A 25,790-nucleotide genomic window follows, 5' to 3' on the forward strand; every position below is an offset into this window, starting at 1 on the left:
GGGCGGGAGGCCTGGATTCGGCGGGCTGGCCGGGGTGGCGGCACAGTGCTCGCGTTGCGGTGGCAGCTGACGATCAGTCCGCCCCGGTTCGGTTGCAGCGAGCGAGAATCCAGTTTCAGCGAGCGGATCAGTGCGCGCGGCAGGGTGGTCACGGCGGGGCGGCGGCTCGGAGGTCAGCTCACCGGTTCGGCGGCGCGGTTGCAGCGAGCGAGAGTCCGGTTTCAGTGAGCGGATCAGTGCGCGCGGCAGGGTGGTCGCGATGGGGCGGCAGCCCGAAGGTCAGCTCACCGGTTCGGCAGCGCGGCGGCGGAGCAGGTACCGCTGCACTTTTCCGCTCGGGTTTCGCGGCAGGTCCGGGATGAACTCGACTCGCCGCGGGTATTTGTACGGTGCGGCAAGGGATTTGGCGAAGTCCTGCAGCTCTTGCACCTTCGCGTCGTCGCCGAGGACGCCCTCGTTGAGCACGACGTAAGCCGCGACGATCGAGCCGCGGGCGTCGTCCGGGGCGGCGACTACCGCGCACTCCAGCACGTCCGGGTGGCGCAGCAGCACCTCTTCCACCTCGGGACCGGCGATGTTGTAGCCGGAGGAAACGATCATGTCGTCGCTGCGGGCGCGGTAGTGGAAGTAGCCGTCGGAGTCGCGGACGTAGGTGTCGCCGGTCAGGTTCCACCCGTCCTCGACGAAGACGGTTTGCCGGTCGTCGGCCAGGTAGCGGCAGCCGGTCGGGCCTTGGACGGCCAGGCGGCCGGGGGTGCCGTCGGGGACGGGGCGGCCGTTGTCGTCGACGATTTGCGCGCGGTAGCCCGGGACGGCGCGGCCGGTGGCGCCTGGGCGGGCGTCCTCGTCGGCGGCGGAGATGAAGACGTGCAGCATTTCGGTGCTGCCGATGCCGTCGATGAGCCAGTGGCCGGTCGCCTCGTGGAAGTCGGTCGCGACGGATTCGGGCAGCGCCTCGCCTGCCGACACCGCGCGTCGCAAGCCGGACAGCAGCGGACGGCGGTCGGACGACAGGATCGCCCGGTACGCGGTGGGCGCGGTGAACAGGACTGTCACGTGGTGCTCGGCGACGAGGTCGGCCAGCTCGGCCGGGGTGGCGCGCTCGATGAGCAGCGTCGCGGCGCCGGCGTGCAGCGGGAACACCAGCAGGCCGCCTAGACCGAAGGTGAACGCCAGCGGGGGAGTGCCGCAGAACAGGTCGGTTTCCTGGGGTTTGACCAGGTGCCGGGAGAACGTGTCGGCGATGGCGAGCAGGTCGCGGTGGAAATGCATGGTCGCCTTGGGACGGCCGGTGGTGCCGGAGGTGAAGGCGAGGAGGGCGACGTCGTCCGCGGCGGTGTCGACGTCCTCGAAGGTTTCGGGACGGGTGGCGCAGCGGGCGGCGAGATCGTCCGGGCTGTCGCCGCCGTACGTGACCAGCGGGAGGTCGAACGGCCGCAGTTCCTCGGGGTACCGGTGGTCGCACAGGGCGATGACGGGCGCGCTGGCTTCGATGATTTTCGACAGCTCGTGCGCGCGCAGCATCGGCATGGTGGCGACGGCGACCGCGCCCGCTTTCAGCACGCCGAGCCAGCACGCGGCGAGCCAGGGCGTGTTCGGTCCGCGCAGCAGCACGCGGTTTCCCGGCACGACGCCCTGTGCGGTGAGTTCGTGGGCGATCTGGTTCGCGCGGGTCAGCAGGTCGCCGTAGGACCAGGATTCGGTGGGGGACAGGAGCGCAGGACGGTCGGCTCCCCAGCGCGCGATCGTGTCGTCGAGCAGGCGAGTAGCCGCGTTGAGCCGGTCGGGGTACTGCAGTTCGGGCAGGTCGAACCGCAACCGCGGCCACTGCTCGAACGGCGGGAGGTGGTCCCGGCAGAACGTGTCGACATGCGCACTCGGCTGGAGCTGCACCACGTGCCCCCATTTCGGACGACGGCCATTCACGCGTCCAGCTACTGTAATACGTTTTACGACCGTCAGGAAGACGCAACATCGGACGGCGCTCGCGGGGGCACGGAGCGCAGTCGGGACGGGCTGGCGGGGATGGGGGCGCTTTGGAGAGGGAGCTGTTCGCGGAAGGCGGGTGATGCGTCGGCGAGCGAAGCCCACGGTGCGGCCCTTTGGGGTGCAGCTGGTGTGGGCTTCGGGCGGCGTGGACACCCCAGGGCAGGCCGCTCGCGAAAGATGGCGGTGCGTTGAGGCTTCGATGCGGAGCGCAGCTCCGTGTTGGAGTGCGCCGGTCTGGACTCAGTCGATCAGGAGCGGAGTTGCTCGCGGAATTTGGCGATGGGCTTGCGGAGGAGGTCCTGGAAGTCCTCGGCGGTGGTGTCGATCGCGGCGATGACACGTTCGAGTCGCTCGAGGTCGTCCGGGCGGGCGTGCCAATAGGACGGCGGGACGCGCATCGCCGACACGAGGAGGTCTCCGGGATAGAGATCGCCTTCGCAGAGCGGGTCCTGCTCCAGCATGGCCAGCGCTCGCGGCACGAGGATCGGCGAGCCGACGTCCTGGCCGAGCAAGAGACGGATGTCCTCGGCTGTCAGCAGAGCGACGGGCTTGCGCCGCAAGCGAAGCACGGTCTCGATCAGCCGGGTCGCGTCGGCGGGCGGGTCTCCCCAGACGGAGCCTTCGATCTGCTCCAGCGATAGGGCGGACCGGTCGGGTCGTCGGGACATGGGCGATCACCTCGTTCCGCCGAGGATTTTCGCATCGGCGAAGTCCGTGAGGGGAACCCCGAGGGAATCAGATTCCCTCAGGGTTCCCCTCACGGAACGTGGCTGCTCAGGCGTGGGCGTCCAGGTAGGCCGGGTCCGGGGGCGGGATCGGGACGTCCGGTTGTCCGGCCAGGAGCTGGTTCATCGCGGCGAAGTACGGCGGCGCGGCGACCGTGCCGCCGAACGCGCCGTGGCCGCAGTTGCCCAGGTGGACTGGGTTGCCGGGGCAGATTTCCTGCGGGTGCGGGCCGTCGGCGAAGACCATGGAGGACACCGCGTAGTGGTCGACTCCGCCGACGAACGCGACGGATTCGCTTTCCTGCGTGGTTCCGGTCTTGCCGATGTCCGGGTGGGTCCAGCCGGCCGACTGTGCCGCGCGGGCGGACGTTCCGACGGTGGTGTCCTGGCTCAGGCCCGCCTCCAGCGTGTTCGCGACGCCGGGCGGGATGACCTGCTCGCAGCCTTGCTGATGCACGGAAACCGGCTGGCCGTGGCGGTCGGTGACGGACAGGATCGGGTTGGGCGGGCACCACATGCCGCCGCTCATCAGGGTGGCCGAGACGTTCGCCATCTCCAGCGGGCTCACCGGGCTGTTGCCGAGGGTGAACGACAGCAGGTTCTGGAAGTATTGCGACTGCGGTTCGTTGTATTGCGGGTTTTTCGACCGCGCGTCCGACGGGTCGGTGATCGGCTTGCTGCCCGCGTCATTGGTCGCCATGGTGTTGCGCAGGCCCAGTTTCCGCGCCATGTCCAGTACCGCGGGCATGCCCACTTGCGCCTCCAGGCCGACGAACGCGACGTTCGGCGACGTCGCCAGGCCGGTGGACAGCGAGATCGGGTTCGGATAGCTCGTGCCGTCGTTGCTCACCGGATAGCAGTGCGTGTACCTGTTCATGTTCGGCGGGTTGAAACAGTCGCTGAACGGGTTCGGCAGCGGCGTGTTCAGGCCCGCCTTCCCGGTGACCATGGCCGCGGCCGAGGTGAAGATCTTGAACGACGAGCCCGCGCCGAACTTGTTGCTCGCGTCGGCCACGATGTTCGTCGACGTCTCGCCCTGGTCGGGATCGGTGCCGTAGTTGCGGTTCGCGACCATCGCGAGCACCTGGTGCCCGTCGCTGCCGGGCTGCACGATCGCGAACGTGTTGGCGACGCCGTCCTGCGCGGTCGGCACGTTCGCGTTCACCGCGTCCTTCGTCACCTGGCTCACGTGCGGGTCCATGGTGGTCTTCACGGTGTATCCGCCGGTGTCGATCTGGTCTGCGGTGAGCCCGGACTGCATGAGGTAGCGCACCGCGTACGCGCAGAAGAACCCGGCGTCCGGGGCCGCGCCGAGGCAGGAACTCGACGGTGCCTGCGGCCGCGAACCGCTGAGGCCCAGCGGGGTCGCCTTCGCGGTCGCCCCGTACGAAGCCGGGATCGAGCGGGCGGAGACCATCGAGTCGATCACCAGATTGCGTCGTTGGAGCGCCTTGTCCGGATGCGTGTACGGGTTGTAGACGTTGGGGTTGTTCACCATTCCGGCCAGCAGCGCGGCCTGCGGCACGGTCAGTTTGTCCGCTGTCGTCCCGAAATACGCCTGCGCGGCGGCTCCGACGCCGTAGACCGTGCCGGTGTATTCGACCACGTTCAGGTAGTCGGCCAGGATGTCGTCCTTGGACACCGTCTGGCTCAGCTGCACGGCCATCTTCGCCTCGCGCAGCTTGCGCGCCAGCGAATCCTCCTGGTCCCGTTGCTGCGCCGCCTTGTTGTTGCGGTCCACGACGTTCACGAGGTAGTTCTTCACGTATTGCTGCGTGAGCGTGGACGCGCCCTGCAGATTCCCGCCCGAACTGTTGTGCACCGCGGCGCGCAGCATGCCCTGCGGATCGACGCCGCCCTCGCTGTAGAACCGGCGGTCTTCGATGTCGACGATCGCGGCTTTCATCGCCGGGGAGATCTGCGCCGCGGTGACCGGAATGCGGTACTGCGCGTACAAAGTCGCGATCGTCCCGCCGTCGCGGTCGGTCACCGTGGTGACGAGCGGCGGTTCCGCGTGCACCAGGTCGGCGGAGATGGAGTCGACGGAATCGCTCATCTGGTTGGACAGTACGCCGGCGCCGATCGCGACCGGGGCCAGCGTGCCCGCGACGAGGATTCCGGCCAGCACGCACAATCCGAGAAACGGGGCTATCCCCCTGCGACGAGACACGGTTCCCACGTTATGCCTGTCCTCGTGAGAAACCGGTGTGCGGACGAGGGTGTTTCATCGAGCCAACCTTCCGAGCAGAGCCGAAGCGACCGCGATCGCCGCTGCGGTCGCACCCACTAAGACGCCGAAGTCCGCCCCGAGGTTCGCAGGGGTGCCGATCAATAATCCGCGCAAGGCGTCGACTTGGTAACTCAGCGGATTCGCATGGCTCAGCACCTTGAGCCAGGACGGCATCAGATTCACCGGATAGAGCGCGTTGGACCCGAAAAACAGCGGCATCGTGATCGCCTGGCCGATGCCCATCAGCCGTTCGCGCGAAAGCACCAAACCGGCGATAACGATGGAAAGACAGCAGAAAAAGGCCGAACCGAGCACAACGACCACCGCGGTGCCCAGCAGCCGCAACGGGTTCGCGGTCAGCCCGACGCCGAGCAGTGCGGCGAGAATCACCACGATGAACGCCTGCACGAGCGCGCGCACTCCGGCGGCGAATGCCTTGCCCGCCACCAGCGCGGCGCGCGGGGTCGGCGTGACGAGCAGCTTCGCGAGGACGCCCGCGTCGCGCTCCCAGATGATCTGGATGCCGTAGAAGATGGAGATGAACAGCGCGGACTGGGCGAGGATGCCGGGCGCGAGATAGTCGAGGTAGGGCACCGATCCGGTCGGGATCGCGCGCAGCCGGGTGAACGTTTCGCCGAAGATGAGCAGCCACAGCGCGGGCTGGATCGCCCGGGTGAGCAGTTCGGTCTGGTCGCGGCGGAGTTTCTGCAGTTCCACCAGGCACATCGCGCCGATCCGGGAGAACAGCACGCGCAGCTGTCCCAGCGGGCCGGGGTCAGCCGAGACGGCGGGCGGTGCGGCGAGCGGCACGGACATCGCGGATCCCTCCTGCGTCGAGCGCGTTCCCGGTGACGGTCCGGAAGACGTCGTCCAAAGTGGACTCCGGGCCGAGCCCGGCTTCGAGGTCGCCCGGCGTGCCGAGCGCGCGGATCTTGCCCGCGTGCATCAGCGCGACGCGGTCGCAGTACTGCTCGGCCTCGTCCATGTAGTGGGTCGTGACGAGCACGGTCATCCCGGTTTTGGCGCGGATCTCGGAGATCCGCTCCCAGACCGCCGAGCGCGCCACCGGGTCGAGCCCGATGGTCGGCTCGTCGAGGATCAGCAGCCGCGGCGAGCTGACCAGCGCCTGCGCCAGTTCCAGGCGGCGGATCATGCCGCCGGAGTAGCGCCCGGCCGGACGGTCCGCGTCGTTCTCCAGTCCGACCAGTTCGAGCGCCTCTCGCACTTGCGCGCCGCGCTGGGCCCTCGGCACGTCGAAAAGCCGGGCGAACAGCGATACGTTCTCGCGGCCGGTGAGCGCGCCGTCGGCGGAAAGCTGTTGCGGGACATAGCCGATGAGTCGGCGGACGGCCATCCGGCGGCGGGCGACGTCGAGCCCGAAGACGGTGATGCGTTCCGCCGCGACGGGCAGAAGCGTCGTGATCATCCGGATCGTGGTGGTTTTCCCGGCGCCGTTCGGGCCGAGGAGGCCGAAGACTTCACCGGCCTTGATGGCGAGATCTACGCCGTCGACCGCGACAGTGGCGCCGAAGGCGTGCCGCAAGCCGGTGCAGCGGACTGCCGGTTCGCTCATGTGTCCTCCTTGAGCACTTCGGTGAGCCGTTCGAGGGCGGGCAATGCGGCGACGATCGCCGAGGTGTCCTCTTCGGACAGTTGAGTCAGCGCGGCGGAAACCAGCCCGATGCGAGTGCGCCGCCAGACCGCCATCCGGTCCCGGGCGGCGTCGGTGAGCTGCAACCGCGCGGCCCGGCGGTCGGCCGGGTCGACTTCGCGCCGCAGCAGACCTGTCTCGGTGAGCACGTTCACGAGCGTGCTCACCGAATTCCCGGCCAGGCTCAGCTCCCGGGCCGCCGCCGCGACGCCGATGCCCGGATTCCGGTGCACCACGCGCAGCAGTTCCACCTGCGAGCCCGGCAGATGCGGTCCGGGCAGTTCTGCGCGCACGCGACGGCGCACGACCCGGCGTACGCCCAGCACGGCGGTGAGAACGCGTTCGGCGAGGTCGATCCGGGGCGCGGGCATAACGCCAAGTTAGCTCTGACCCAGAGTTATTAGCAACGCTAAATGTCTTGTTCGCCGGAAGCCTGCTGGTTCATCCCCGGTGCAGGAGCAGTCCGACGCCCAGCGCGAGCATCGTCGCCGCGATCACGCCGTCCAGGATCCGCCAGGCCGCCGGCCGGGCGAAGACGTCGGAGAGCCGGCGCGCGCCGAGCCCGAGGGCGCTGAACCAGACCGCGCTCGCGACCACCGCGCCGACGCCGAACAGCCAGCGGCTGTCGCCGTGTCCGGCCGCGACGGAGCCGACGAGGAGAACGGTGTCGAGGTAGACGTGCGGGTTGAGCCAGGTGAGCGCGAGACAGGTAAGGAGCGTGCGCTTCGGCGATGTCAGGTCTGCAGGGGAGACGGCCAGCGTGCCCGGCCGGAAGGCGCGGCGTGCGGCGAGGATCCCATAGCCCACAAGGAAGAGCCCGCCGACGATCGCGATCGCCTTGATCCCCGACGGCCACCGCCGCAGCACCGCCCCGATCCCGCTCACCCCGGCGGTGATGAGGATCGCGTCGGACAGCGTGCAGACGAGAATCACCGGCACGACGAGGCCGCCGCGCAGCCCTTGGCGGAGCACGAAAGCGTTCTGTGCGCCGATGGCGACGATAAGGGACAGGCCGGTGCCGAATCCGGCGGTGAGTGCAGCGATCACCCCGCCGACGTTAAGAGCCGGAGCGGCCATTATTCCAGGTAAAGATTCTGAACTAAGATAAGTGATCGTGATGTCCGATCTTCCGCTCGACCAGGTCCGCACCTTGCTCGCGGTAGTGGACGAGCAGTCGTTCGACCGCGCCGCGGCGGTGCTGCACGTGACGCCGCCCGCGGTGAGCCAGCGGGTGAAGGCGCTGGAACAGCGGATCGGCCGGGTGCTCGTGCTGCGGTCGAAACCCGTGCGGCTCACCGAATCCGGCGAGGTGCTGGTGCGGTTCGCGCGACAGCTCACCAGGCTCGAAGCGGACACGCGAGCGGAGCTGGGCCTCGGCGGGCCCGGCCAGCCGACGACGCTGCCGATCGCGGTCAACGCGGACTCGCTGGCCACCTGGTTCCTGTCCGCGCTCGAAGAGGTCCCTGCCGAGCCACCGGTCTCGTTCGACCTGCGCAGCGACGACCAGGACCACACCGCCGCCCTGCTGCGCGAGGGGCTGGTGATGGCCGCGATCACGGCGACGCCGCAGCCGGTGCAAGGCTGCACGGTCAGCCGCCTCGGGACGATGCGATACCGCGCGGTGGCTTCCGCGGAGTTCATGCGTCGCTGGCTGGACGGCGGTGCGCTGGCGGAGCGGCTGCCTGCCGCGCCCGCGGTGCTGTTCGATCGAAAAGACGATCTGCAGGACCGTTTTCTGCGTCGGCTGACCCGGCGTAAGCTGCCGAGCCGGGTCCGGCACTACGTCCCGGCGTCGGTGTCCTTTGTGGACGCGGTGGCGGCCGGGCTGGGATGGGGGATGGTGCCGGACCTGCAGTTGACTGGGCGAGAGCTGGTCGATCTCGCTCCGGAGCGGGCGATCGACGTGGCGTTGTACTGGCAGCAGTGGAAGCTCGACTCGCCGTCGCTGGCCGCGGTGGCGGAGGCCGTGGGAAGGGCGGCTGGGCGCGCGTTGGGGCCGTAACAGCCGGGAGGTGCGGTCAGGCTGTTACGCCCTCGAGTCAGCCTTGCGCGATCGGCCAAAGATCGTCGTTGAGAAGCCGCTTCACGATCTTCCCGGTGGCATTCCGCGGAAGCTCCGGCACGAAGTAGACGTCGCGCGGCACCGCGAACCGGGCGAGTTTCTGGTGGATGTAGTGCCGGACGTCCTCGGCATGCATGCGCGCGCCGTGGCGGAGCACGACATACGCGGCAAGGCGCTGGCCGAACTCGTCGTCCGGAACACCGACCACAGCCGCGTCGGAAACACCGGGCAGCGCGGCCAAAGCCTCCTCGACCGGACGCGGGAACACGTTCTCGCCGCCGGACACGATCATCTCGTCCGCCCGGCCGGTGACGAAGAGCCGTCCGGACGCGTCCTGGTAGCCGACGTCGCCGGTGGCCATCAGGTCGTGGGCGCGCGGGACGTTGGAGCCGTTGGTGTAGCCGTCGAACAGCATGTCGTTGCCGACGAAGATCTGGCCCTCGTCGCCGGGCGGGACCGGGCGGCGGTCCTCGTCCAGGACCGCGACCTGGGTGCCGGGCGGGCAGCGGCCGGCGGACGTCGGCGCGGCGCGCAGGTCCGCCGGGTCGGCGATGCTCGCCCAGGACACCTCGGTGGAGCCGTAGAAGTTGTAGAGGACGTCGCCGAAGGTGTCCATGAACGACGTCACGAACGCGCCCGGCATCGCCGACCCGCTGCTCGCGACGATCCGCAGCGACGACAGGTCGTACCGGTTGCGCACGCGTTCGGGCAGGTCGAGGATCCGCTGCAGCATGATCGGCACCGCGAACAGCGCGTCGCAGCGGTGTTCGGCGATCGTGCGCAGCGTGTGTTCCGCGTCGAACCGGCGGATCAGCGACAGCTCCGCCCGCAGCGCCATGCCGAGTTGCATCGCGGCCAGCCCCCAGCTGTGGAACAGCGGGGCGGCCACGGCGATCTTGTCCCTGGCCCGCAACGGGATTCGCGACAAAACGGTCGCCGACGTGCTCACGCCCTTCGGCGTCGGACGGCGCGCGCCTTTCGGGGCTCCGGTGGTGCCTGAGGTCAGCACGACGATCCGGCCCTCGCGTTCGCTCGGCTTCGGGCGCGTCGTCGGGGCGTCCTGGAGCAGCTCGTCCAGCGTGCGGTAGCCCTGTTCGGCGTCGTCCCAGGTGCTCACACGCGGGAATTCGCCGGGCACTGAGGCGATGATCGGCGCGAACTCGTCGTCGGCGAGGACCGCGGCGGGCGGGTGCTGCGTAAGCACTTCTTCGACGGCGGCGGGGGAGAGGCCGGTGTTGAGCAGGACGACGTCCGCGCCGAGCTTGCTGCATCCGACGAACGCCTCGACCATCGCCGCGTGGTTGCGGCACATCAGCGCGACCCGCGAACCGGCCTCCACGTCGAGCGCGGCCAGCGCGTTGGCGAGCTGGTTGCTGCGTTCGTCGATCTCGCCGAAGGTGCGGGAGTTGCGCTCGTCGTGCACCGCGACGTCGTCGGCGCCGCGGGCGGTCGCGGCGAGGTACCCGCCGGCCAGCGTCGCGCCCCAGCGCGCGAGCGAACTGAGCTGCTTGACCACTTTGTCCGGCCGTCCGGCGGCCAGCACGCCCGCGCGGACCAGCGTGTTCGCCGTGCGCAGTGCGGTGGCGGGCTCGTGTTCGGGCGGATCGCCGGGCAGACCGGACAGCTGCTGCCCGATCCGCTTCGACAACTGCTTGAGCAGGCCTTTCGCCGTGCCGCGGGCGAGCAGGCCGGAATGTTCCGGCGGCAGCGACGGCAGCATCATCCGCAGCACGATCTCGGTGCCGCCGCGCGGGACCGGCCGCAGTTCGATCGACACCCAGGTCCGCTCGTCCGGGAGCCCGCACCAGACGACGTGCTCGCCCGGCCGGTACACCGCCGCGTGGATGGTGCCCTCGACCATGGTCTCCCGATCCGGGGCCAGCCGGATCAGGCAGTGCGGGCCGCGGCCGCGTTCGGCGGGCACGGTGACCTCGCACCAGCTGATCGCCGGGACGAACCTCGGGTACAGCTCGGGAGTGCCGACGATCTGCCACACCTGTTCGGGCGAGTGCCCGACCACAGCACTCGCCTCGACTACCTCGTCTCGCATCGCGATCCGCCTCGCCGCCGCACGCGTGTGGGCTCCCCGGTCCTTCCCGGACGCGTGTGTTCAGGTTGCGGGGACGCTACCAGGCACGAGAGGCCTGGGGTACTCCGAAAGACCGGAAATCCAACCAGGTGGGAATTTTCTTGCGGCGTTTTCCCCGCCGACCACGGGCGCGTCCCGGCGGGTTCCGGCACCCCGGACATAATGGGCCGGGTGGAGCAACTGGTCGAGGAATACGGACCGAGCTGGGACCCGGGCCCGTACGAACGGGGCACCGACGGACCGCGCGTGATCCTGGTCGGAGCGGACACGTCGCCGACCGGGCTGCGGGCGACGTCGTACGGCGGCGGCCTCGCCCGGAGGCAGCGCGCGCGGCTGGTCGTGGTGTACGTGGCCGCGCCGACGGTGTGGACCGGGCTCGCCGCGGCGGCGGTCGTCGACGTGCAGCAGCAGACCTTCGAAGAGGAGATCGAGCAGCTGCGCGCGGAACTGCGGGACCGGGCGGCCGACCTGCAGGTACCGGTCACGTTCGTGGTCCGCCGCGGCGAGACCTTCCCCGAACTGCGCCAGGCCGCGCAGGAGGTGAACGCGGACATGGTCGTGGTCGGCGCCTCCGAACAGGGCGGGCACCGGCTCGTCGGCTCGGTCGGCAACCGGCTGGTGCGCGCCGCGACCTGGCCCGTCGTCGTGGTGCCGTAGGGCTCGTGCGTGTTTATGCCGGTTAGAACCGGGATTGCCACTCACGACAGGGCGGAGGCGTAGTGGATTTCGTCGAGGTCATCGTGCGCCTGCGGGGTGCGGGGTGTGTCTTCGCCGAGGAAGAGGCGCGGCTTCTGCTGGGCCAACCGGGCGATCTGGCCGGGATGGTCGAGCGGAGGGTCGCCGGGGAACCGCTGGAGTACATCCTCGGCTGGGCGGAGTTCGCCGGCCGCCGGTTCGTCGTCGCGCCGGGCGTCTTCGTGCCTCGGCATCGCACCGAGTTGCTCGTCCGGCTGGCCGTCGGGTTCGCGCATGAGCAGTCAGTGGTGCTCGATCTCTGCTGCGGTTCCGGTGCACTGGGCGCAACGGTCGCGGCCGAGGTGCCCGGGATTGAGTTGCACGCGGCGGATGTCGAGCCTGCGGCGGTCGACTGCGCTCGGCAGAACGTGCCTGGTGAGGTCTACAAGGGCGATCTCTACGCCCCGCTTCCGCCGCGGTTGCGCGGCCGGGTGGACGTGCTGATCGCGAACGTCCCGTACGTCCCGACCGACGAGGTCGCGCTCATGCCGCCCGAAGCGCGCGACCACGAACCCCGCGTCGCGCTCGACGGGGGAGCCGACGGCCTCGACGTGCTCCGTCGCGTCGTCGCGGAGGCGCCGGCGTGGCTCGCGCCTGGCGGGCACGTGCTTTTCGAGGCCAGCGAACGTCAATCGGACGCCGCGACCGCCGAACTGCGCAAAGCCGGGCTGGCCGCGTTCGTCGAAGAGGACGACGAACTCGGCGCGACCGTCGTGGTGGGACTGCGCAAACACTGAGCGGCGAACCGGATTCGCCCGCTTTCCGTACTGCGTGCGCCCGGTGGGGACGTCTAGGGTCGACGCATGAAGGTCGGCCTGCTCACCCGGGAATATCCGCCGGACGTGTACGGGGGAGCGGGGGTGCATGTCGAGTTCCTCGCGCGGGAACTGCGGTCGCTGGTCGACCTCGACGTGCACTGCTGGGGCCCCGATCGCCCGGACGGCGCGCACGGGCACCGCGACGCGCACGGTTATGCCCAGCCCGCGTTCGCCACGATGGACATCGCGGTCTCGATGGCCGACGCGCTCGCCGGCCACGATCTCGCGCACAGTCATACCTGGTACGCGAACCTCGGCGGCCATCTGGCGAAGCTCGCGCACGGGATTCCGCACGTCATCACCGCGCATTCGCTCGAACCGCTGCGGCCGTGGAAAGCCGAGCAGCTCGGCGGCGGTTACCGCGTGTCGTCGTGGATCGAGCGCGACGCCTACGAAGCGGCGGACGCGATCATCGCGGTCAGCTCCGGCATGCGACGCGACGTGCTCGCCGCGTACCCGAACGTCGACCCGGCGCGGGTGCACGTGGTGCGCAACGGCATCGACACCGAGCTGTACCAACCCGATCCCGGCACTGATGTGCTTGAGAAGCACGGCATCGATCCGAACCGGCCGTACGCGTTGTTCGTCGGCCGGATCACGCGGCAGAAAGGTGTGCCGCATCTCGTGCGCGCCGGGGCCGCGCTGGACGAGGACGTGCAGCTGATCCTCTGCGCGGGCGGCGCGGACACGCCGGAGCTGGACGCGGAGTTTCGCGGACTTGTCGCGGAATTGCAGGCGAAACGGTCCGGTGTGCACTGGATCCCGGAAATGCTGCCGCGCAGCGAAGTAGTCCAGTTGCTGACGCACGCGCTGGTGTTCGTCTGTCCCTCGGTTTACGAGCCGCTCGGCATCGTGAACCTGGAGGCGATGGCGTGCGGCACCGCGGTCGTCGCCAGCGACGTCGGCGGCATCCCGGAGGTGGTTGCCGACGGCGAGACCGGGGTACTGGTGCACTACGACGAGAACGAGCCCGGCGCTTTCGAGGCCGGGCTCGCGCGCGGGATCAACGACCTGGCCGCCGACCGCGCCCGCGCCACCCGGCTGGGCCTCGCCGGACGGGACCGCGCGGTGGGAGAGTTCGGCTGGGCAGCGATCGCCGCCGCGACGGTCGGGGTTTACGAGGCGTGCGGGAGGGTTTCGTGATCGACGGATCCGATGTGCTGGGGATCGTCCTCGCCGGGGGCGAGGGCAAACGGCTGATGCCGCTGACCACCGACCGCGCGAAACCCGCGGTCCCGTTCGGCGGCGTGCACCGGCTGATCGACTTCGTGCTGTCCAACCTGGTGCACGGCGGGATCCGCCGGATTTGCGTGCTGACGCAGTACAAATCGCACTCGCTGGACCGGCACATCTCGACGACGTGGCGGCTGTCGTCGCTGACCGGCGAGTACGTCACGCCGGTGCCCGCGCAGCAGCGGCTCGGCCCGCGCTGGTTCCAGGGCAGCGCGGACGCCATCCACCAGAGCCTCAACCTCGTGCACGACGAATCGCCCGCGTACATCGCGGTCTTCGGCGCGGACAACATCTACCGGATGGACCCGCGGCAGATGATCGACGCGCACATCGCGTCCGGCGCGGGCGTGACGGTCGCCGGAATCCGCGTGCCGCGCGCGGAGGCCCGTTCGTTCGGCGTGATCAGCACCGAGGACGGGACGAAGATCGACGCGTTCCTGGAGAAGCCCGAGGACCCGCCGGGCCTGCCGGATTCGCCGGACGAATCGTATGTGTCGATGGGCAATTACGTCTTCACGACGCAGGTGATGCTCGACGCGCTGCACGCGGACGCCAAGGACCCGGCGTCCAAACACGACATGGGCCGCGACATCATCCCGGCGCTGGTGGAGAAATCCGAAGCCGCGGTCTACGACTTCAGCGGCAATGTGGTGCCCGGCGAAACGAGCCGGGACCACGGCTACTGGCGCGACGTCGGAACGATCGACAGCTATTACGACGCGCACACCGATCTGATCTCGACGCAGCCGATTTTCAATCTGTACAACCGGAAATGGCCGATCCTGGCGCACCCGGGCCAGCGCGCGGCGGCGAAGTTCGTGGAAGGCGGCACGGCGACCCAGTCGATCGTCAGCAACGGCTGCATCATTTCCGGTGCGCAGGTAGTGGATTCGGTGCTGTCGCCGGACGTTTTCATCGAGAACGGCGCGGTGGTGCAGGGTTCGGTGCTGCTGGACGGTGCGCGAGTCGGCCGCGGCGCGGTGGTGCGGCGCGCGATCCTGGACAAGAACGTCGTCGTCCCGCCGGGCGCGCACATCGGGGTCGATCTGGCGAGGGACCGCAGCCACTATCACGTCAGCGATTTCGGAATCGTCGTGCTGGGCAAGGGAGAAACAGCCATCTAGCCGACGGCGCCGAGGGGCCCGCTGCCCCGTTTTCCCGATCGCCAGGCACATTCGGTCAGTAAACGACAACCGGCCCGAGTCCGTTCTGCCGCGCCCGCCCCGCGACGTTAAAGTCACGCGTCCGGCAGGCACTTCGAAAAGGACTCCAGCACTGTGAACCAAGAGACTTCGTTCAACCCGGCACTCGGCTTCGGCTCGGCCGGGCTGGTCGTCACGGTCCTCGCGGTCGTCGGGCTGTGGCTGGTGTTCGCGAAGGCCGGACGCCCCGGCTGGGCGGCGATCATCCCGATCTACAACGTCTACGTCTGGCTGAAGATCGCCGGCCGCTCCGGATGGTGGCTGATCCTGCTGTTCGTTCCGCTGGTCAACCTCGTGGTCATGATCGTGGTCTCGCTCGACATCGCCAGGGCGTTCGGCAAGAGCGGCGTCTTCGGGTTCTTCGGCCTGTTCCTGTTCTCCGTCATCGGCTACCTGATCCTGGGGTTCGGCCGGGCCCGGTACACCGCACCCGGCCCTCGGTGAGGTAACCCGGTTCAGCGCAACGCGGCGACGGCGCGCGCGAGGACGTCGGAAGGGCTCGGCTGCCCGGCGATCTCCGCGCGCACCTCGGCTGCGGCCGAGGAGAACGAATCTTCGTCAAGCAGTTGCCGCACCAGCTTCCGCACGGTGGAGACGTCCACAGTGGACGGATCATGACTCAGTCCGACGCCCCGCTCGGCCACCCGCTCGGCCGACATCGGATTGTCCGCGAAACTCGGCAGCACCAACTGCGGCACCCCGTAGAACAACGGCGCGGCAGTAGTCCCGGACCCGCCGTGATGAACGATCGCCGAACACCCGGGCAGGAACGCCGACAGCGGCAAATACCCCACCGACCGGACGTTCTCCGGAAGCTCGCCCAGTTCGCTCACGTCAGCGGCGCCCGCCGCGAGAACGACCTCGACGTCCATCCCGCCGAGCGCGTCGAGCACCACCTTCAAGCTGCTGATCCCCGTCATCGCCGGAACGACAGTGCCCAGCGTGACGGCCACCCGGGGCTGTTCCGGCTTCCGCAGCACCCACTCCGGCAGCACCGACCCGCCGTTGTAGGGCACGAACTGCATCGGCCACCAGGGCGCGCCGTCGCGTTCGTCGGCATGCTCCTCGTCCGCGCGCAGGCCGCCCATGCTCGGCGCACGCGGGTCGATCCGGGCGATGACGTTCGGCGGCGCGTCGCCGAGGCCGAGCTTCTCTCGCATCAGCGTGACAAGCTCGCCGCCCAGGAGGTCGTCGTGCTCGGTGCGCCACGAGCGGTCGCGGGCTGACCACGAGATCCGGTTGCCGACCTCGAGCGCGGGCACGCCGAGCGCGACCGCGGCGAGCGCGCCGGCGCCGTGGTCGGACGGGTAGACGACCAGGTCCGCGCCGAACGCCTGGCCCGCCTCGATCGTGACCTTGGTCATGGCGGCGGTGAAGAGCCCGAACGGGCCCTGGTGCTGCCGCGCGATCCGGTACTCCTCGGGCTCGTCCGGATCCGGCGCGGCCCCGCCCTTGACCGAGGCCAGCAGGTCGGCCCAGATGTCGCGGCCGGGGAAGACGTCGGCGACCGGCAGCCCGGCGCGCGCGGACACCTCGGCGATCTCGGCGGAGGTGGCCAGCAGCACCTCGTGCCCGGCGGCGCGGGCGGCCCAGACCACCGGGACCAGCGGAAGCGTGAGCCCGTACCCGGGCGCGGACGCGAACAGGATCTTCACCTCCTCGAGACTGCCAGAATCGTGACGCTCCCCGCATCCCGGTTTCGGTTCGGGCACACCGGTAACGCGCGGGACCGCCGCGCCGACACATCCGCAGATCGACTCTCCCGGAAAGGTCCGGTCCCCATGCGAAAAGCCCGTATCGCGGCGTTGCTGACCCTGGTCGGCTTCGGCATCGCGATGTCCCCCGCCGTCGCCGCCGACGCTGGTCAGACCAGCACCTGGTGCACCAAAAAGGAGCAGGTCGCGATCCTCGGCACGTCGGCCGACACCGGTTACGGCACCACGGGCTACCAGTCCGCTACGGACACCTACGCGCCGACCACGTACGGCTGGACCACGAAAATCGCCAACGACCTCCACGCGCAGTGGAACACCACGACGAAGAACTACGCGCACAACGGCGCGATGGCCACCGACTACCTCCCCGGCGGCCGCTGGCCCGACACGACCGGCGCGCTCGCCGACCTCACGCAACGCCAGCCCGACCTGGTCCTCGTCGACCTCGGCGGCAACGAGCTGATCTCGCAGGCCGACCCGGCGGTGTTCAAGGCGAACCTCGGCAAGGTCATCGACAACATCCGCGCCGCGCGGCCCGGGGTCGACATCCTGCTCTCGATCTACGCCGAGCTGAAGTGGACGCCCAACCCGTGGGGCGGCCAGACGCAGAAGTACTTCTGGTCGCAGTACGCGACGTCGATCTACCAGACGGCGGTCGAGAAGGGCACGGCGCTGGTGGACCTGCGGCAGTACATCCCGCCCGCCGGGTCGGCGAACCTGCCCAACCCGAGCCCGTGGCTGGCGGACAACGTGCACCTGAACGACGCGGGGAACCTCGCCGAGTACGGGATGTGGTGGGGCTGGACGTCGAGCCTGGGAAGCATTTGCTGAGCGGTTCGGGGGTTGGGCGGGGCTGACTGACCGGAATTCCCGGCTCGCGGCCACGTCTGTCGAGTGCGGGGACGTGGTGGGTGGTCGTTTAGCCTCTGCTGAGCGATTCGGCGGACTGACCGGAATTCCCGGCCCGCGGCCACGTCTGTCGAGCGTGGGGATGTGGTGGGCCGGTCGTTTAGCCTCGGAGGGATTGCTAAGCGTTTCGGCGGGGTCGCCGCACGGGCCGGGGACGGTCTCGCGCGGCGACCGCTGGCGCGGCTGGGTTCAGCGCGGGGCTTGCCGCGTGGCCGGGTCCTCGCAATCTCGGCGGGCTGCATCCTCGAGGTTCGACAGCCTTTGTCGACCGGTTCGGCGTCCGATCACCGCTTGTATCGCGGGCACGACCTTGTGCACCCATCGCTGCCGGGATTCTGCCCGCTCGGCAGCGGTGCCGACGTTCGGGAGGAACACGAATCCGTCCGCGCCGTGTTTCTCGCTCGCCTTGGCCAGTTCCTAGGATCGCACTGACCCCGGCGAGCACCTCCATTCCGTGCTCGCCGGTGCCGCCGCTGATCGTGCTGCGATGGCGGCTCGGCCGATGAGCGGTGCGGGATTCGCGACCGCTTCGCCGCGCCGATCCTGGGCGACAGCGGGAAACCAGCCGTCCGGTGACGGCGAGCGAGCCGGGCCGATCGACACGGTCCAGATCGGCGGCGCCGGGCGGCGGCACATCGGCGTCGCGACCGAATTCGGCCTCGAAGGTGACCGGATCCTTGCCGCCGCCGATGAGTGCGGGCAGCAACGTGATGCCTTCGGCGAACAGCCGCACCGCTTCGGCTGGAGCGCGGCGCTCCGCGCCGAATGCCTCGATCTGATCCCCCGGCGCGTCCGCGCGGGCACCGGGCGGACGCGCAGGGTGGTGACGGTGGCGGAACGGGCTACTGGGCTCCTGTCGCCGCTGCTCACGGCGTTTCCGCAGGTCAATGTGGGTGGCGTAACCTCGGCGCAATCAAAATCCGGGTAGCGTCGCCGACGTGGTGACTACGCGGCGGAGAGCGGAACGGGCCCGGCAGGTGGCCGACGGCCTGCGGCAGCGGATCGTCGCGGGCGAGGTCGGCGAGCTGCTGCCGGGCGAGCGGGAACTAGGCGAGTGGTTCGGCGCGTCGCGGAACGTCGTGCGGGAAGCGCTGGCCTTGCTGCGGGACGAAGGGCTCGTCGAACGTCGGCAGGGCGTCGGGACGCTCGTGGTGCGGCCGAAGTACGGGCACGGCCTCGACCGGTTGACCGGGCTGGCGGAGGAACTCGCGGGACACGGCGAGATCGTGAATGAGGTGCGCACGGCCGAGACGGTCGCCGCACCGCCCGCGGTCGCGGAACGCCTCGGCCTGGCGGCAGGGGAGGAGGTCGTGCATTTGGAGCGCGTCCGGCGGCTGGGCGGGGCGCCGTTGTCGCTGGACTCGACCTATCTGGTGGCCGAGTTGGGGATTCCGTTGCTGGGGAAGGATTTGGCGCACCGGGATCTGTTCGCGCTGCTGGAGGAGACGAACGGCATCCGGCTGGGGCGGGCGGAGGTGGAGGTGCACGCGGTGTCCGCCGGTCCGGATACGGCGGCGTTGCTGGAGATTGCGCCGGGGACGGCGGTTTTCGCCCTGGACCGGTTGACTCGATTGCCGGACGGGCGGCCGGTCGACGCGGAGTGGCTGCACATTCGCGCGGACCGGTTGACGCTGCGGGCGACTTTGCAGCGCGGCCTGCGGTGAGGCGACGGGCCTCGTGAGTGTTTATGCCGGTTCTAACCGGCACAAACACTCACGACCCCCGTGCTGCCCGGCGCTTGAGGGTGGCGTGGTCGGTACGGGTTCGAGTTGAGGCGCACCAAGAGACGGGAGTGATTCGGTTGGCAAGCCGCGGTTTCAGACGGCGGACTACGCGCGAGCTGGTACGTCGTGCGGATGACCTCGCAGCGAAGCCCAGACGAGAGAACGACTTCCGGAGGCAGCGGAGGTGATCGTCGCGCTCATCGTCACCGGGTTGCTCGCCGGGATCGGCATCACCGCGGTCGGACCGGGCGGTGTTCTCGCGACCGTCGGACTGTTCGTCTTCACCTCGCTCACCCCGGCACAGGTGGCGGGAACGGCGATCGTCACGCACGTGGCCACCGGGCTCCTCGGCAGCGCCGCCTTCGTCCATTCCGGACAGTTGCGTGAGCCCGAAACCCGGCGCGTGGCGGGAATTCTTGCCGCAGCAGCGGTAGTGGGAACGCCGCTGGGAGTGCTGTTGAATTCCTGGGTGTCCACAAAGGCTTTCGGGATCGTGCTCGGCGGCTTCGCGCTCGTCGTGGCGGTGTTCGTCGGGTTGAAGGGACGGGAACGGGCCGTTGGGATGCCGGTCGCGGGCGCGATCGGGGCCGGGGTCGCGGTCGTGGCGGGACTGGTCGGGGTCGGCGGGCCGATGCTGGCGGTGCCGTTGCTGGTCGTCGCCGGGATGCCGGTGCTCGGGGCGCTCGCGGCGGCGCAGGTGCAGTCGGTGGTGATAGCCAGCGTCGGCACGCTCGGTTACGTCCTGCACGGCGCGATCGACTGGCAGCTGGCGGCAATTGTCGGAATCCCCGAGCTGGCGGGCGTGTTGATCGGCTGGCGGATCGCGCACGCGTTGCCGACCAAGACGCTCAAAGCCGCTCTCATCGCGGTGCTGGTCGGGATCGCGCCGTATCTCGCGTTGCGCGGCTGAAGCCGGGTGGCCCCCCAGGACCACCCGGCTTCACCAGGACTACCGGTCGAAGGGGAGTTGCATTACCGCACCCGAGACGGGTTTTCCGGCGCGCACGGTCGTCAATTCCGCAGTGGACAGAGCCCGGCGGTAGAGGCGCGTGTCGTCCAGCGAGCCGGACAAGTGCTGTGCGCCGTCGAGGCGTTCGCCCAGCCACAGCTGGAACGAGACGGTCTGGGTGACCGAACCGGGGGAGTCCGGACCGGACGCCGCCATCGCGCCGTCGACCAGAATGCGGAGCTGGCCGTCCGATCGCTGGAGCACCACGTGGTGCCATTTCTGATCATCGTAGGCCGATTGCGTGGTCACCGACTTGCTTCCGGCGGCGGTGGTCATCATCGCGATCAACCGGTGCGACGCGGGTTCGGCGCGGAGCCACAACTGCGGCGCGGTCGAGCCCATGCCGCCTAGCCACAGGAGAGGCTGCGGGTCCTTTGAGGAGCCGTAGTTGACCCAGGTGGAGAAGGTGAAGTCGCCGGAGCCGACCAGTTGCGTCGGCGAGTAAGGGACGCGTACGAAGCCGTTCTTCAACTGCAGCGCCTTGCCGAATTTGCCGGGGACAGTGCTGGCGTCACCGAGCACGCGAGCGGGCTGTCCACTTGCGACGTCCGGAGTGGACACTCCCGGCGAACGCTTCCAGCCGAGGTAGTTCTCGTCGAAGCGGGCGAAGCGGATCTCGTCGCGGGCGTCCACTGCGCCGCCCTCGTACATCAGGCCGATCTTCGCGTTCTTGTCCTCCGGACCGCTCAGCTGGACCAGGTCGGAGTAGCCCGACCAGTCCGTCGTGATCCGGGTGCCCTGGTCGGCGTTTTCCCACGTGCGACCGTCGTCATAGGACGAACGGATGGTCATCCAGCGCCGCCGGTCGGTGTCGGCGGGGGAGGCGAACAGGATCCGCTTCCCGCCGGGACGGTCGAGGCGCAGCAGGGAGCCCTGCACCATCGGCGTCACGAGATCGGGGATCGTGGTGAACCGCTGGGAGAACGTCTCGCCGCCGTCGCGGCTCAGCGCGTAGTCGCGGTTGCCGATGTCGGTGCCGCTCTGCTCGCGACCACCGGCGTAGATGGTGCCGTCCGGCAGTTCGACGACGCTGACTTCCGACGGCTTTTGCGTGAAGGTGCCGCCTACCGGGTGCAGGTAGTTGTCGACAGCGCCGACGTGCCAGGTGGAGCCGCTGTCGTCGCTGTAGATGAGACCGGCGTAGTTCTCGACGGAATTGGTGCCGTCACTGCGTTCGGCGTTCACCCCGAAGACGAGCCGGCCCGCGTGCCTGCCGTGCTGGAGTTGGATGCCGTGCACCGGGCCCGAGGCGTACCAGGAGTCCCACGCGGGCAGCTTCGCTTGCGCGCTGATGTCGACCGGCGTGGACCAGGTGCGGCCGTCGTCGGTGCTGTACTGCGAGTGCGGCGTGCGCGGGCACGGGACGGCGCAGCCCTTGTCGTCGGTGCGACCCTTGTTGTACGTGGTGATCAGGACGATCCGGCCGGTCTTGCTGTCCACAATGGGCACTGGGTTGCCGTGGGTGTCACCGCCGCCGCGGTTCACCACCTGCAGTGGCGACCAGGTGGTGCCGCCGTCGGTCGAACGCTTCAGCACCAGGTCGATGTCACCGGTGTCGCCGCAGTTGTCCTTGCGGCCCTCGGCGAAGGCCAGCAGCGTGCCGTGCGTGCTGCGGACGATCGCCGGGATGCGGAAACACGCGTACCCGGTTTCCTGATGCGGGTTGAAGAGCGCTTTCTGATCGAACTGCGGAGCGGCCTGAGCGGTGCCGACGGGAGCGAGGAAAGCCAGCAGTACGAACGCCAGCACCACGCGAAGGGCGGTTCTCATCTGGTCTCCGTTCCGAACTGTCCGGAAAGGACGGCCACGCCGTGCGCGGCCAGTTCCACTTCGGACGATGGCTGAGCGGGATCGGTGAGCAAATCTGTACCGGGTGAAGGCAGGGAAACGGTGACGGCTTCGGCGTTGTGGTTGAGCAGGAACAGGTAGTCGTCCGCACCGTGCCGCACGATGGCCTGGATGCCGGCCGGCAAACCGGGCAGCACTGGCGAAACTCCGGCGTCGTCGGTGATCCGGTCGAAGAGTGTGCGCATGACGTCCGGATCTGGCCGGGTGCCGAGATACCAGGCGACGCCCGAGCCGAACTCGTGTCGCGTGACCGCGGGACGACCGGCCAGCGGACCTTCACCGAAGGTGGCGATGACGTCCGCGCCTTCGGATTCGATCCATTCGGACCAGATCGTCGCGCCGACAGAAACGCCGTCGAGATTGAGGGTCGTGGATCCGCCTTCGGGCAGCGGCCAGAATTCGTCGACGCGCAGGCCGAGAATGTCGCGCAGCGGAGCGGGATAGCCGCCGGTGTACACGCGGTCGTTCTCGTCGGCGATGCCGGAGAAGAACGACACCACCAGATGCCCGCCACCCTCCACATAGGAGCGGAGGTTGGCGGCGACCGGACTGTCCATCAGGTACAGATTGGGCACCACCACGAGCTTGTACCCGGAAAGGTCCTTTGCCGGGTGCAGGACGTCGCAGGTCACGTTCGCGTCGAAGAGCGGCGCGTAGTGCGCCAGGTGGGTTTCGAGCTGGTCGAGGTCATCCGAGGGATGCGAGTTCAGCTCCAGCGCCCACCAGTTGTTCCAGTCGTGCAGGAACGCGACTTCGGCCCGTACCCGGCTCCCGGCGAGCTGCTGCGTCGCTGCCAATTCCTGGCCGACGTCGCGCACCTCGCGGAAGGTTCGGGTGTCCGGGCCGCCGTGCGGCACCATCGCGGAGTGGAACTTCTCCGCGCCGCCCGGAGTCTGCCGCCACTGGAAGAACAGCACCGCGTCCGCGCCGCGGGCGACCGCCTGCCAGCTGTCCCGCCGCATCGTTCCGGGCGGCTTCGGGCCGTTGCGGGTGCGCCAGTTCACCGCGCTGGGCGCCTGTTCGAGGAGCAGCCACGGTTGACCGTCCTTAAGGGACCGGACGAGGTCGTAGGCGAACGCCGCCTCGACGTGCGAGCGCGGATCGTGCGGGTCGGGGTAGGAGTCGAGGCTCACCACGTCCTCGTGCTGCACCCACCGGTGCCAGTCGAGCGACTTCTGCACGCGGCCGACGAAGTTCGTGGTCACCGGAACATCCGGGGTGATGCGGGTGAGCACCTCGCGTTCGTTGAGGTAGCAGCCGAGCGACGCGTCGGACGAGAACCGGTGATAGTCCAGCTGATGCGCCGGGTTCGGGAAGGTCGGTGCGACGCGCGGCGGCTGCACCTCGTCGAAGTCGGAGTACCGCTGCGACCAGAACGTCGTGCTCCAGGCTTCGTTCAACGCCTCGACGCTGCCGTAACGTTCGGTAAGCCAGCGCCGGAAGTCCACACCGGACTCATCGCAGTAACAGGCGCGGATATGGCAGCCGAACTCATTGCCGATATGCCACATGTCCAGCGCTGGATGCCCGGCGTACCGATTGGCGACCTGTTCCACCAGCCGTGCGGCGTGCTCGCGGAACACCGGGCTGGACGGGCAGAACTGTTGCCGCGCACCGGCGGACAGTCGCGTGCCGTCCGCGCGAACCGGCAGGATTTCCGGATATTTGTGCGAAAGCCACGGCGGCGGCGAGGCCGTCATGGTGGCGAGACAGGCCCGGACCCCGCCGGAGGCGAGGTTGTCCATCACCGTGTCGAACCAGCCGAAATCGAATTCTCCGGGCCGCGGTTCGACCTGCGCCCAGGAGAAAATCCCGACGGTCACCATCGAAACCGACGCCTCGGCCATCAGTTTCAGGTCTTCCGCCCACACGTCGGGCGACCAATGCTCGGGGTTGTAATCCCCGCCGTAATACAGCCGATCCATCAGAGGAGACCCGCTTCCGCCAGTTTTCCCTTGATCTGCAGCAGTTCGTCGTCGTTGAGGGGGAGCTGCGGCGGCGCCATCACCGCGTTGTCGATAAATCCGCGCATCTTCATCGACGCCTTGAACGCGCCGAGCGCGGCCGAACCGCGGCCCATCCGGTTCGGCGGCGCGACGTCGGTAATGCTGAACAGCGTCAGCAGGCGTTCCTGTTCGCGCCGCGCGGCCTGCGGGTTGCCGCCGCGGAAGTGGTCGTAGATCAGCACATAGCCGACCGGGTCGACGTTTCCGAGCCCCGGAACCGCACCGTCCGCGCCTTGCGCGAGCGCGGAGTCCACCAGCAGTTCGGAGCCGGTGAACACAGCGAACTGCTCCAGACCGCGTTCCCGGCGCTGCTGAAGCACAAGGCGGAATCCGGCCTCGTCGCCGCTGGAATCCTTGAGCCCGGCCAAAACGCCGTCCGCGGCCAGGTTCAGCACCAGGTCGCGGTCGAGCTTCGTGTGCACGGCCATCGGGATGTCGTAGGCGAAAATCGGCAGCGACGTCCGCTCGTGCAGCAGCCGGAAATGCCGGTCGATCTCCGCGACGTGCGTGCGGGTGTAGTACGGCGCGGTCACCACGATCGCGTCCGCACCGGCCGCTTCGGCGGTCTTGACGTGCTCCGCGACGCGCAAGGTCGTCATGTCGATACAGCCGGCGAGCACCGGGACCCGGCCGGCGACCTGGTCGACCGCGGTTTCGAGGGCGATCCGCCGCTGGTCGTCGGGCAGGAAGGCGACCTCGCTGGACGAACCGAGCACGAAGATCCCGTGCACGCCGGCGTCGAGCTGGAATTCGATGTGCCGCCGCAGCGACGCGGTGTCCACGGTGAAATCGTCGTGGAACGGCGTGCACAGCGGCGGGATGATGCCGGCGAACTTGGGCGCAGTCATGAGGCAGTCACTCCGATTTCTGGGTGGATGCAGCGGTAGGTGTGCTCGTCCGGCCCGGACTGCGGTGGCAAGGCCAGGGAGCATTCATCGGTGGCTTTCGGGCAGCGCGTGTGGAACGGACAGCCGGGCGGCGGCGCGGTCGCCGACGGCACTGGTCCACTGAGGACAATCGGTTCCACCGGGTGCAGCAGGCTCGGCGTCGCCGAGAACAGCGCCCGGGTGTACGGATGGTGCGCGTGGTGCGGCAGTTCGGCGGCCGGGGCCTGCTCGACGATGCGGCCGAGGTACATCGTCACGATGCGGTCGCTCATCCGGCGCACGGTCTGGATGTCGTGCGACACGAACACCATCGCCAGTTCGAGCTGTTCGCGCAGTTCCAGCAACAGGTTCAGGATCTGCGCGCGCACCGAAACGTCCAAAGCGGACGTTGGCTCGTCGGCCACCAGCAACGCCGGTCGCAGGGCGAGCGCGCGGGCGATCGCCACGCGTTGCCGCTGTCCGCCGGACAGTTGCGACGGCAGCGCGTCGGCCACACTGGACGGCAGCCCGACGAGGTTCATCAGCTCGCGGACCCGGTCGGCGCGTTCCTCGGAGGTGCCCACCTGATGCACGTCGAGCGGGTCGCGCAGGATCTTCGTGACGGGCAGCCGCCGGTTCAGCGCGGTCGACGGGTCCTGGAAGATCATCCCGACGGTGCGGCCCAGTTCGGCCGGACGCAATGCGGACAGTGGCTGGCCCGCGTAACGCACCGTGCCGGAAGTGGGCTTTTGAAGCCCGACCAGCACTTTGGCCAAAGTGGACTTTCCGCAGCCGGATTCGCCGACCACGCCGACGGTTTCGCCCTTCGCGATGGTCAGGGTGGCGTCGGTGAGCGCGTACACCCGGTTGTGCCCGAACAGGCTGGACCCGCGGATCTTGTGCACGACGTGCACGCCGTCGACCTCGACCAGGCTCATGCCGACACCTCCTTAAGGAGTTTCACGCTGGTCGATCGGGA

The 25,790-nt window shown here is 69.1% G+C and carries 23 protein-coding genes; 10 read left to right on the forward strand and 13 right to left on the reverse strand.

All coding sequences use genetic code 11. The features are described 5' to 3' along the window. Window positions 1-279: 279 nt before the first annotated feature. The 7 genes from D0D37_RS34735 to D0D37_RS34765 all read right to left on the reverse strand — a co-directional run bounded on the left by D0D37_RS34735 (window position 280) and on the right by D0D37_RS34765 (window position 7,642). On the reverse strand, window positions 280-1,893 hold the full coding sequence (locus tag D0D37_RS34735) for an AMP-binding protein (RefSeq protein WP_116204846.1): 1,614 nt from the start codon (window positions 1,891-1,893) through the stop codon (window positions 280-282). Window positions 1,894-2,237: 344 nt separating this feature from the next. Beyond that, window positions 2,238-2,657, reverse strand: a complete 420-nt coding sequence (locus D0D37_RS34740) for a contact-dependent growth inhibition system immunity protein (protein WP_116204823.1) — start codon at window positions 2,655-2,657, stop codon at window positions 2,238-2,240. Between the two features lie 106 nt (window positions 2,658-2,763). Beyond that, window positions 2,764-4,893: a transglycosylase domain-containing protein gene (locus tag D0D37_RS34745; protein WP_208720279.1), complete on the reverse strand. Its 2,130-nt coding sequence runs from the start codon at window positions 4,891-4,893 to the stop codon at window positions 2,764-2,766. Window positions 4,894-4,938: 45 nt separating this feature from the next. Then, complete coding sequence (locus tag D0D37_RS34750) at window positions 4,939-5,760, reverse strand: ABC transporter permease (protein ID WP_116204825.1); 822 nt, start codon at window positions 5,758-5,760, stop codon at window positions 4,939-4,941. After that, window positions 5,720-6,517: an ABC transporter ATP-binding protein gene (locus D0D37_RS34755; RefSeq protein WP_116204826.1), complete on the reverse strand. Its 798-nt coding sequence runs from the start codon at window positions 6,515-6,517 to the stop codon at window positions 5,720-5,722. The genes D0D37_RS34750 and D0D37_RS34755 overlap by 41 nt, the downstream gene beginning before the upstream one ends. Continuing rightward, window positions 6,514-6,966 (reverse strand): MarR family winged helix-turn-helix transcriptional regulator, encoded by a 453-nt coding sequence (locus D0D37_RS34760; protein ID WP_116204827.1) that lies wholly within the window; start codon window positions 6,964-6,966, stop codon window positions 6,514-6,516. Before D0D37_RS34760 ends, D0D37_RS34755 begins: the two co-directional genes overlap by 4 nt. A 70-nt stretch (window positions 6,967-7,036) precedes the next feature. Next, window positions 7,037-7,642 carry a LysE family transporter gene (locus tag D0D37_RS34765; RefSeq protein ID WP_162834613.1) on the reverse strand — a complete coding sequence of 202 codons (606 nt, stop codon included), beginning with the start codon at window positions 7,640-7,642 and terminating at the stop codon, window positions 7,037-7,039. Between the two features lie 70 nt (window positions 7,643-7,712). Between D0D37_RS34765 and D0D37_RS34770 the strand changes: the two genes are divergently transcribed. Next, a complete protein-coding gene (locus tag D0D37_RS34770; RefSeq protein ID WP_244223787.1) occupies window positions 7,713-8,597 on the forward strand; it encodes a LysR family transcriptional regulator ArgP in 885 nt (294 codons plus the stop codon). Window positions 8,598-8,634: 37 nt separating this feature from the next. Here the strand turns inward: D0D37_RS34770 and D0D37_RS34775 are convergent, their stop codons facing one another. Continuing rightward, window positions 8,635-10,707 carry an AMP-binding protein gene (locus D0D37_RS34775; RefSeq protein ID WP_116204829.1) on the reverse strand — a complete coding sequence of 691 codons (2,073 nt, stop codon included), beginning with the start codon at window positions 10,705-10,707 and terminating at the stop codon, window positions 8,635-8,637. Window positions 10,708-10,908: 201 nt separating this feature from the next. Between D0D37_RS34775 and D0D37_RS34780 the strand changes: the two genes are divergently transcribed. The 5 genes from D0D37_RS34780 to D0D37_RS34800 all read left to right on the forward strand — a co-directional run bounded on the left by D0D37_RS34780 (window position 10,909) and on the right by D0D37_RS34800 (window position 15,178). Continuing rightward, window positions 10,909-11,403: a universal stress protein gene (locus D0D37_RS34780; RefSeq protein ID WP_116204830.1), complete on the forward strand. Its 495-nt coding sequence runs from the start codon at window positions 10,909-10,911 to the stop codon at window positions 11,401-11,403. 62 nt (window positions 11,404-11,465) lie between these two features. Beyond that, window positions 11,466-12,218, forward strand: a complete 753-nt coding sequence (locus D0D37_RS34785) for a putative protein N(5)-glutamine methyltransferase (protein ID WP_116204831.1) — start codon at window positions 11,466-11,468, stop codon at window positions 12,216-12,218. Between the two features lie 66 nt (window positions 12,219-12,284). Beyond that, complete coding sequence (glgA, locus tag D0D37_RS34790) at window positions 12,285-13,442, forward strand: glycogen synthase (RefSeq protein ID WP_116204832.1); 1,158 nt, start codon at window positions 12,285-12,287, stop codon at window positions 13,440-13,442. After that, window positions 13,439-14,656 (forward strand): glucose-1-phosphate adenylyltransferase, encoded by a 1,218-nt coding sequence (gene glgC, locus D0D37_RS34795; protein ID WP_162834614.1) that lies wholly within the window; start codon window positions 13,439-13,441, stop codon window positions 14,654-14,656. The genes glgA and glgC overlap by 4 nt, the downstream gene beginning before the upstream one ends. Before the next feature lie 153 nt (window positions 14,657-14,809). Next, a complete protein-coding gene (locus tag D0D37_RS34800) occupies window positions 14,810-15,178 on the forward strand; it encodes a DUF5684 domain-containing protein (protein WP_116204833.1) in 369 nt (122 codons plus the stop codon). A gap of 11 nt (window positions 15,179-15,189) precedes the next feature. Here D0D37_RS34800 and D0D37_RS34805 read toward each other — a convergent pair whose 3' ends face one another. Beyond that, window positions 15,190-16,389: a glycosyltransferase gene (locus D0D37_RS34805; protein WP_167493616.1), complete on the reverse strand. Its 1,200-nt coding sequence runs from the start codon at window positions 16,387-16,389 to the stop codon at window positions 15,190-15,192. Window positions 16,390-16,515: 126 nt separating this feature from the next. On the opposite strand from D0D37_RS34805, the gene D0D37_RS34815 reads away from it, so the two are divergent. The 4 genes from D0D37_RS34815 to D0D37_RS34830 all read left to right on the forward strand — a co-directional run bounded on the left by D0D37_RS34815 (window position 16,516) and on the right by D0D37_RS34830 (window position 19,992). Continuing rightward, window positions 16,516-17,280 carry an SGNH/GDSL hydrolase family protein gene (locus D0D37_RS34815; protein WP_116204834.1) on the forward strand — a complete coding sequence of 255 codons (765 nt, stop codon included), beginning with the start codon at window positions 16,516-16,518 and terminating at the stop codon, window positions 17,278-17,280. Window positions 17,281-17,845: 565 nt separating this feature from the next. Continuing rightward, on the forward strand, window positions 17,846-18,286 hold the full coding sequence (locus tag D0D37_RS34820; RefSeq protein WP_162834615.1) for a hypothetical protein: 441 nt from the start codon (window positions 17,846-17,848) through the stop codon (window positions 18,284-18,286). 10 nt (window positions 18,287-18,296) lie between these two features. After that, window positions 18,297-19,022 carry a GntR family transcriptional regulator gene (locus D0D37_RS34825; RefSeq protein ID WP_116204836.1) on the forward strand — a complete coding sequence of 242 codons (726 nt, stop codon included), beginning with the start codon at window positions 18,297-18,299 and terminating at the stop codon, window positions 19,020-19,022. A 244-nt stretch (window positions 19,023-19,266) separates the two neighbouring features. Continuing rightward, window positions 19,267-19,992 carry a sulfite exporter TauE/SafE family protein gene (locus D0D37_RS34830; RefSeq protein WP_116204837.1) on the forward strand — a complete coding sequence of 242 codons (726 nt, stop codon included), beginning with the start codon at window positions 19,267-19,269 and terminating at the stop codon, window positions 19,990-19,992. A gap of 39 nt (window positions 19,993-20,031) precedes the next feature. Here the strand turns inward: D0D37_RS34830 and D0D37_RS34835 are convergent, their stop codons facing one another. Genes D0D37_RS34835 through D0D37_RS34850 form a run of 4 tightly spaced genes read right to left on the reverse strand, consistent with a single transcriptional unit; the run spans window position 20,032 to window position 25,749 of the window. Then, window positions 20,032-21,861, reverse strand: a complete 1,830-nt coding sequence (locus D0D37_RS34835; RefSeq protein WP_116204838.1) for a sialidase family protein — start codon at window positions 21,859-21,861, stop codon at window positions 20,032-20,034. Beyond that, window positions 21,858-23,864 carry a beta-galactosidase gene (locus tag D0D37_RS34840; RefSeq protein ID WP_116204839.1) on the reverse strand — a complete coding sequence of 669 codons (2,007 nt, stop codon included), beginning with the start codon at window positions 23,862-23,864 and terminating at the stop codon, window positions 21,858-21,860. Before D0D37_RS34840 ends, D0D37_RS34835 begins: the two co-directional genes overlap by 4 nt. After that, entirely contained in the window at window positions 23,864-24,793 is a 930-nt protein-coding gene (locus D0D37_RS34845) for a dihydrodipicolinate synthase family protein (RefSeq protein ID WP_116204840.1), read from the reverse strand. Before D0D37_RS34845 ends, D0D37_RS34840 begins: the two co-directional genes overlap by 1 nt. After that, window positions 24,790-25,749, reverse strand: a complete 960-nt coding sequence (locus tag D0D37_RS34850; protein WP_116204841.1) for an oligopeptide/dipeptide ABC transporter ATP-binding protein — start codon at window positions 25,747-25,749, stop codon at window positions 24,790-24,792. The genes D0D37_RS34845 and D0D37_RS34850 overlap by 4 nt, the downstream gene beginning before the upstream one ends. Window positions 25,750-25,790 lie beyond the last annotated feature (41 nt).

This window comes from Amycolatopsis circi, assembly GCF_003385235.1.
GTDB lineage: Bacteria > Actinomycetota > Actinomycetes > Mycobacteriales > Pseudonocardiaceae > Amycolatopsis > Amycolatopsis circi.

Bases quoted from the DNA above. Each gene is read 5' to 3' on its own strand.
- D0D37_RS34775 (WP_116204829.1), bottom strand. From the start codon at position 10,707: ATGCGAGACGAGGTAGTCGAGGCGAGTGCTGTGGTCGGGCACTCGCCC.
- D0D37_RS34780 (WP_116204830.1), top strand. From the start codon at position 10,909: ATGGGCCGGGTGGAGCAACTGGTCGAGGAATACGGACCGAGCTGGGAC.
- D0D37_RS34770 (WP_244223787.1), top strand. From the start codon at position 7,713: ATGTCCGATCTTCCGCTCGACCAGGTCCGCACCTTGCTCGCGGTAGTG.
- D0D37_RS34750 (WP_116204825.1), bottom strand. From the start codon at position 5,760: ATGTCCGTGCCGCTCGCCGCACCGCCCGCCGTCTCGGCTGACCCCGGC.
- D0D37_RS34835 (WP_116204838.1), bottom strand. From the start codon at position 21,861: ATGAGAACCGCCCTTCGCGTGGTGCTGGCGTTCGTACTGCTGGCTTTC.
- D0D37_RS34755 (WP_116204826.1), bottom strand. From the start codon at position 6,517: ATGAGCGAACCGGCAGTCCGCTGCACCGGCTTGCGGCACGCCTTCGGC.
- D0D37_RS34840 (WP_116204839.1), bottom strand. From the start codon at position 23,864: ATGGATCGGCTGTATTACGGCGGGGATTACAACCCCGAGCATTGGTCG.
- D0D37_RS34820 (WP_162834615.1), top strand. From the start codon at position 17,846: ATGGCGGCTCGGCCGATGAGCGGTGCGGGATTCGCGACCGCTTCGCCG.
- D0D37_RS34815 (WP_116204834.1), top strand. From the start codon at position 16,516: ATGCGAAAAGCCCGTATCGCGGCGTTGCTGACCCTGGTCGGCTTCGGC.
- D0D37_RS34760 (WP_116204827.1), bottom strand. From the start codon at position 6,966: ATGCCCGCGCCCCGGATCGACCTCGCCGAACGCGTTCTCACCGCCGTG.
- D0D37_RS34850 (WP_116204841.1), bottom strand. From the start codon at position 25,749: ATGAGCCTGGTCGAGGTCGACGGCGTGCACGTCGTGCACAAGATCCGC.
- D0D37_RS34845 (WP_116204840.1), bottom strand. From the start codon at position 24,793: ATGACTGCGCCCAAGTTCGCCGGCATCATCCCGCCGCTGTGCACGCCG.
- glgA (WP_116204832.1), top strand. From the start codon at position 12,285: ATGAAGGTCGGCCTGCTCACCCGGGAATATCCGCCGGACGTGTACGGG.
- D0D37_RS34740 (WP_116204823.1), bottom strand. From the start codon at position 2,657: ATGTCCCGACGACCCGACCGGTCCGCCCTATCGCTGGAGCAGATCGAA.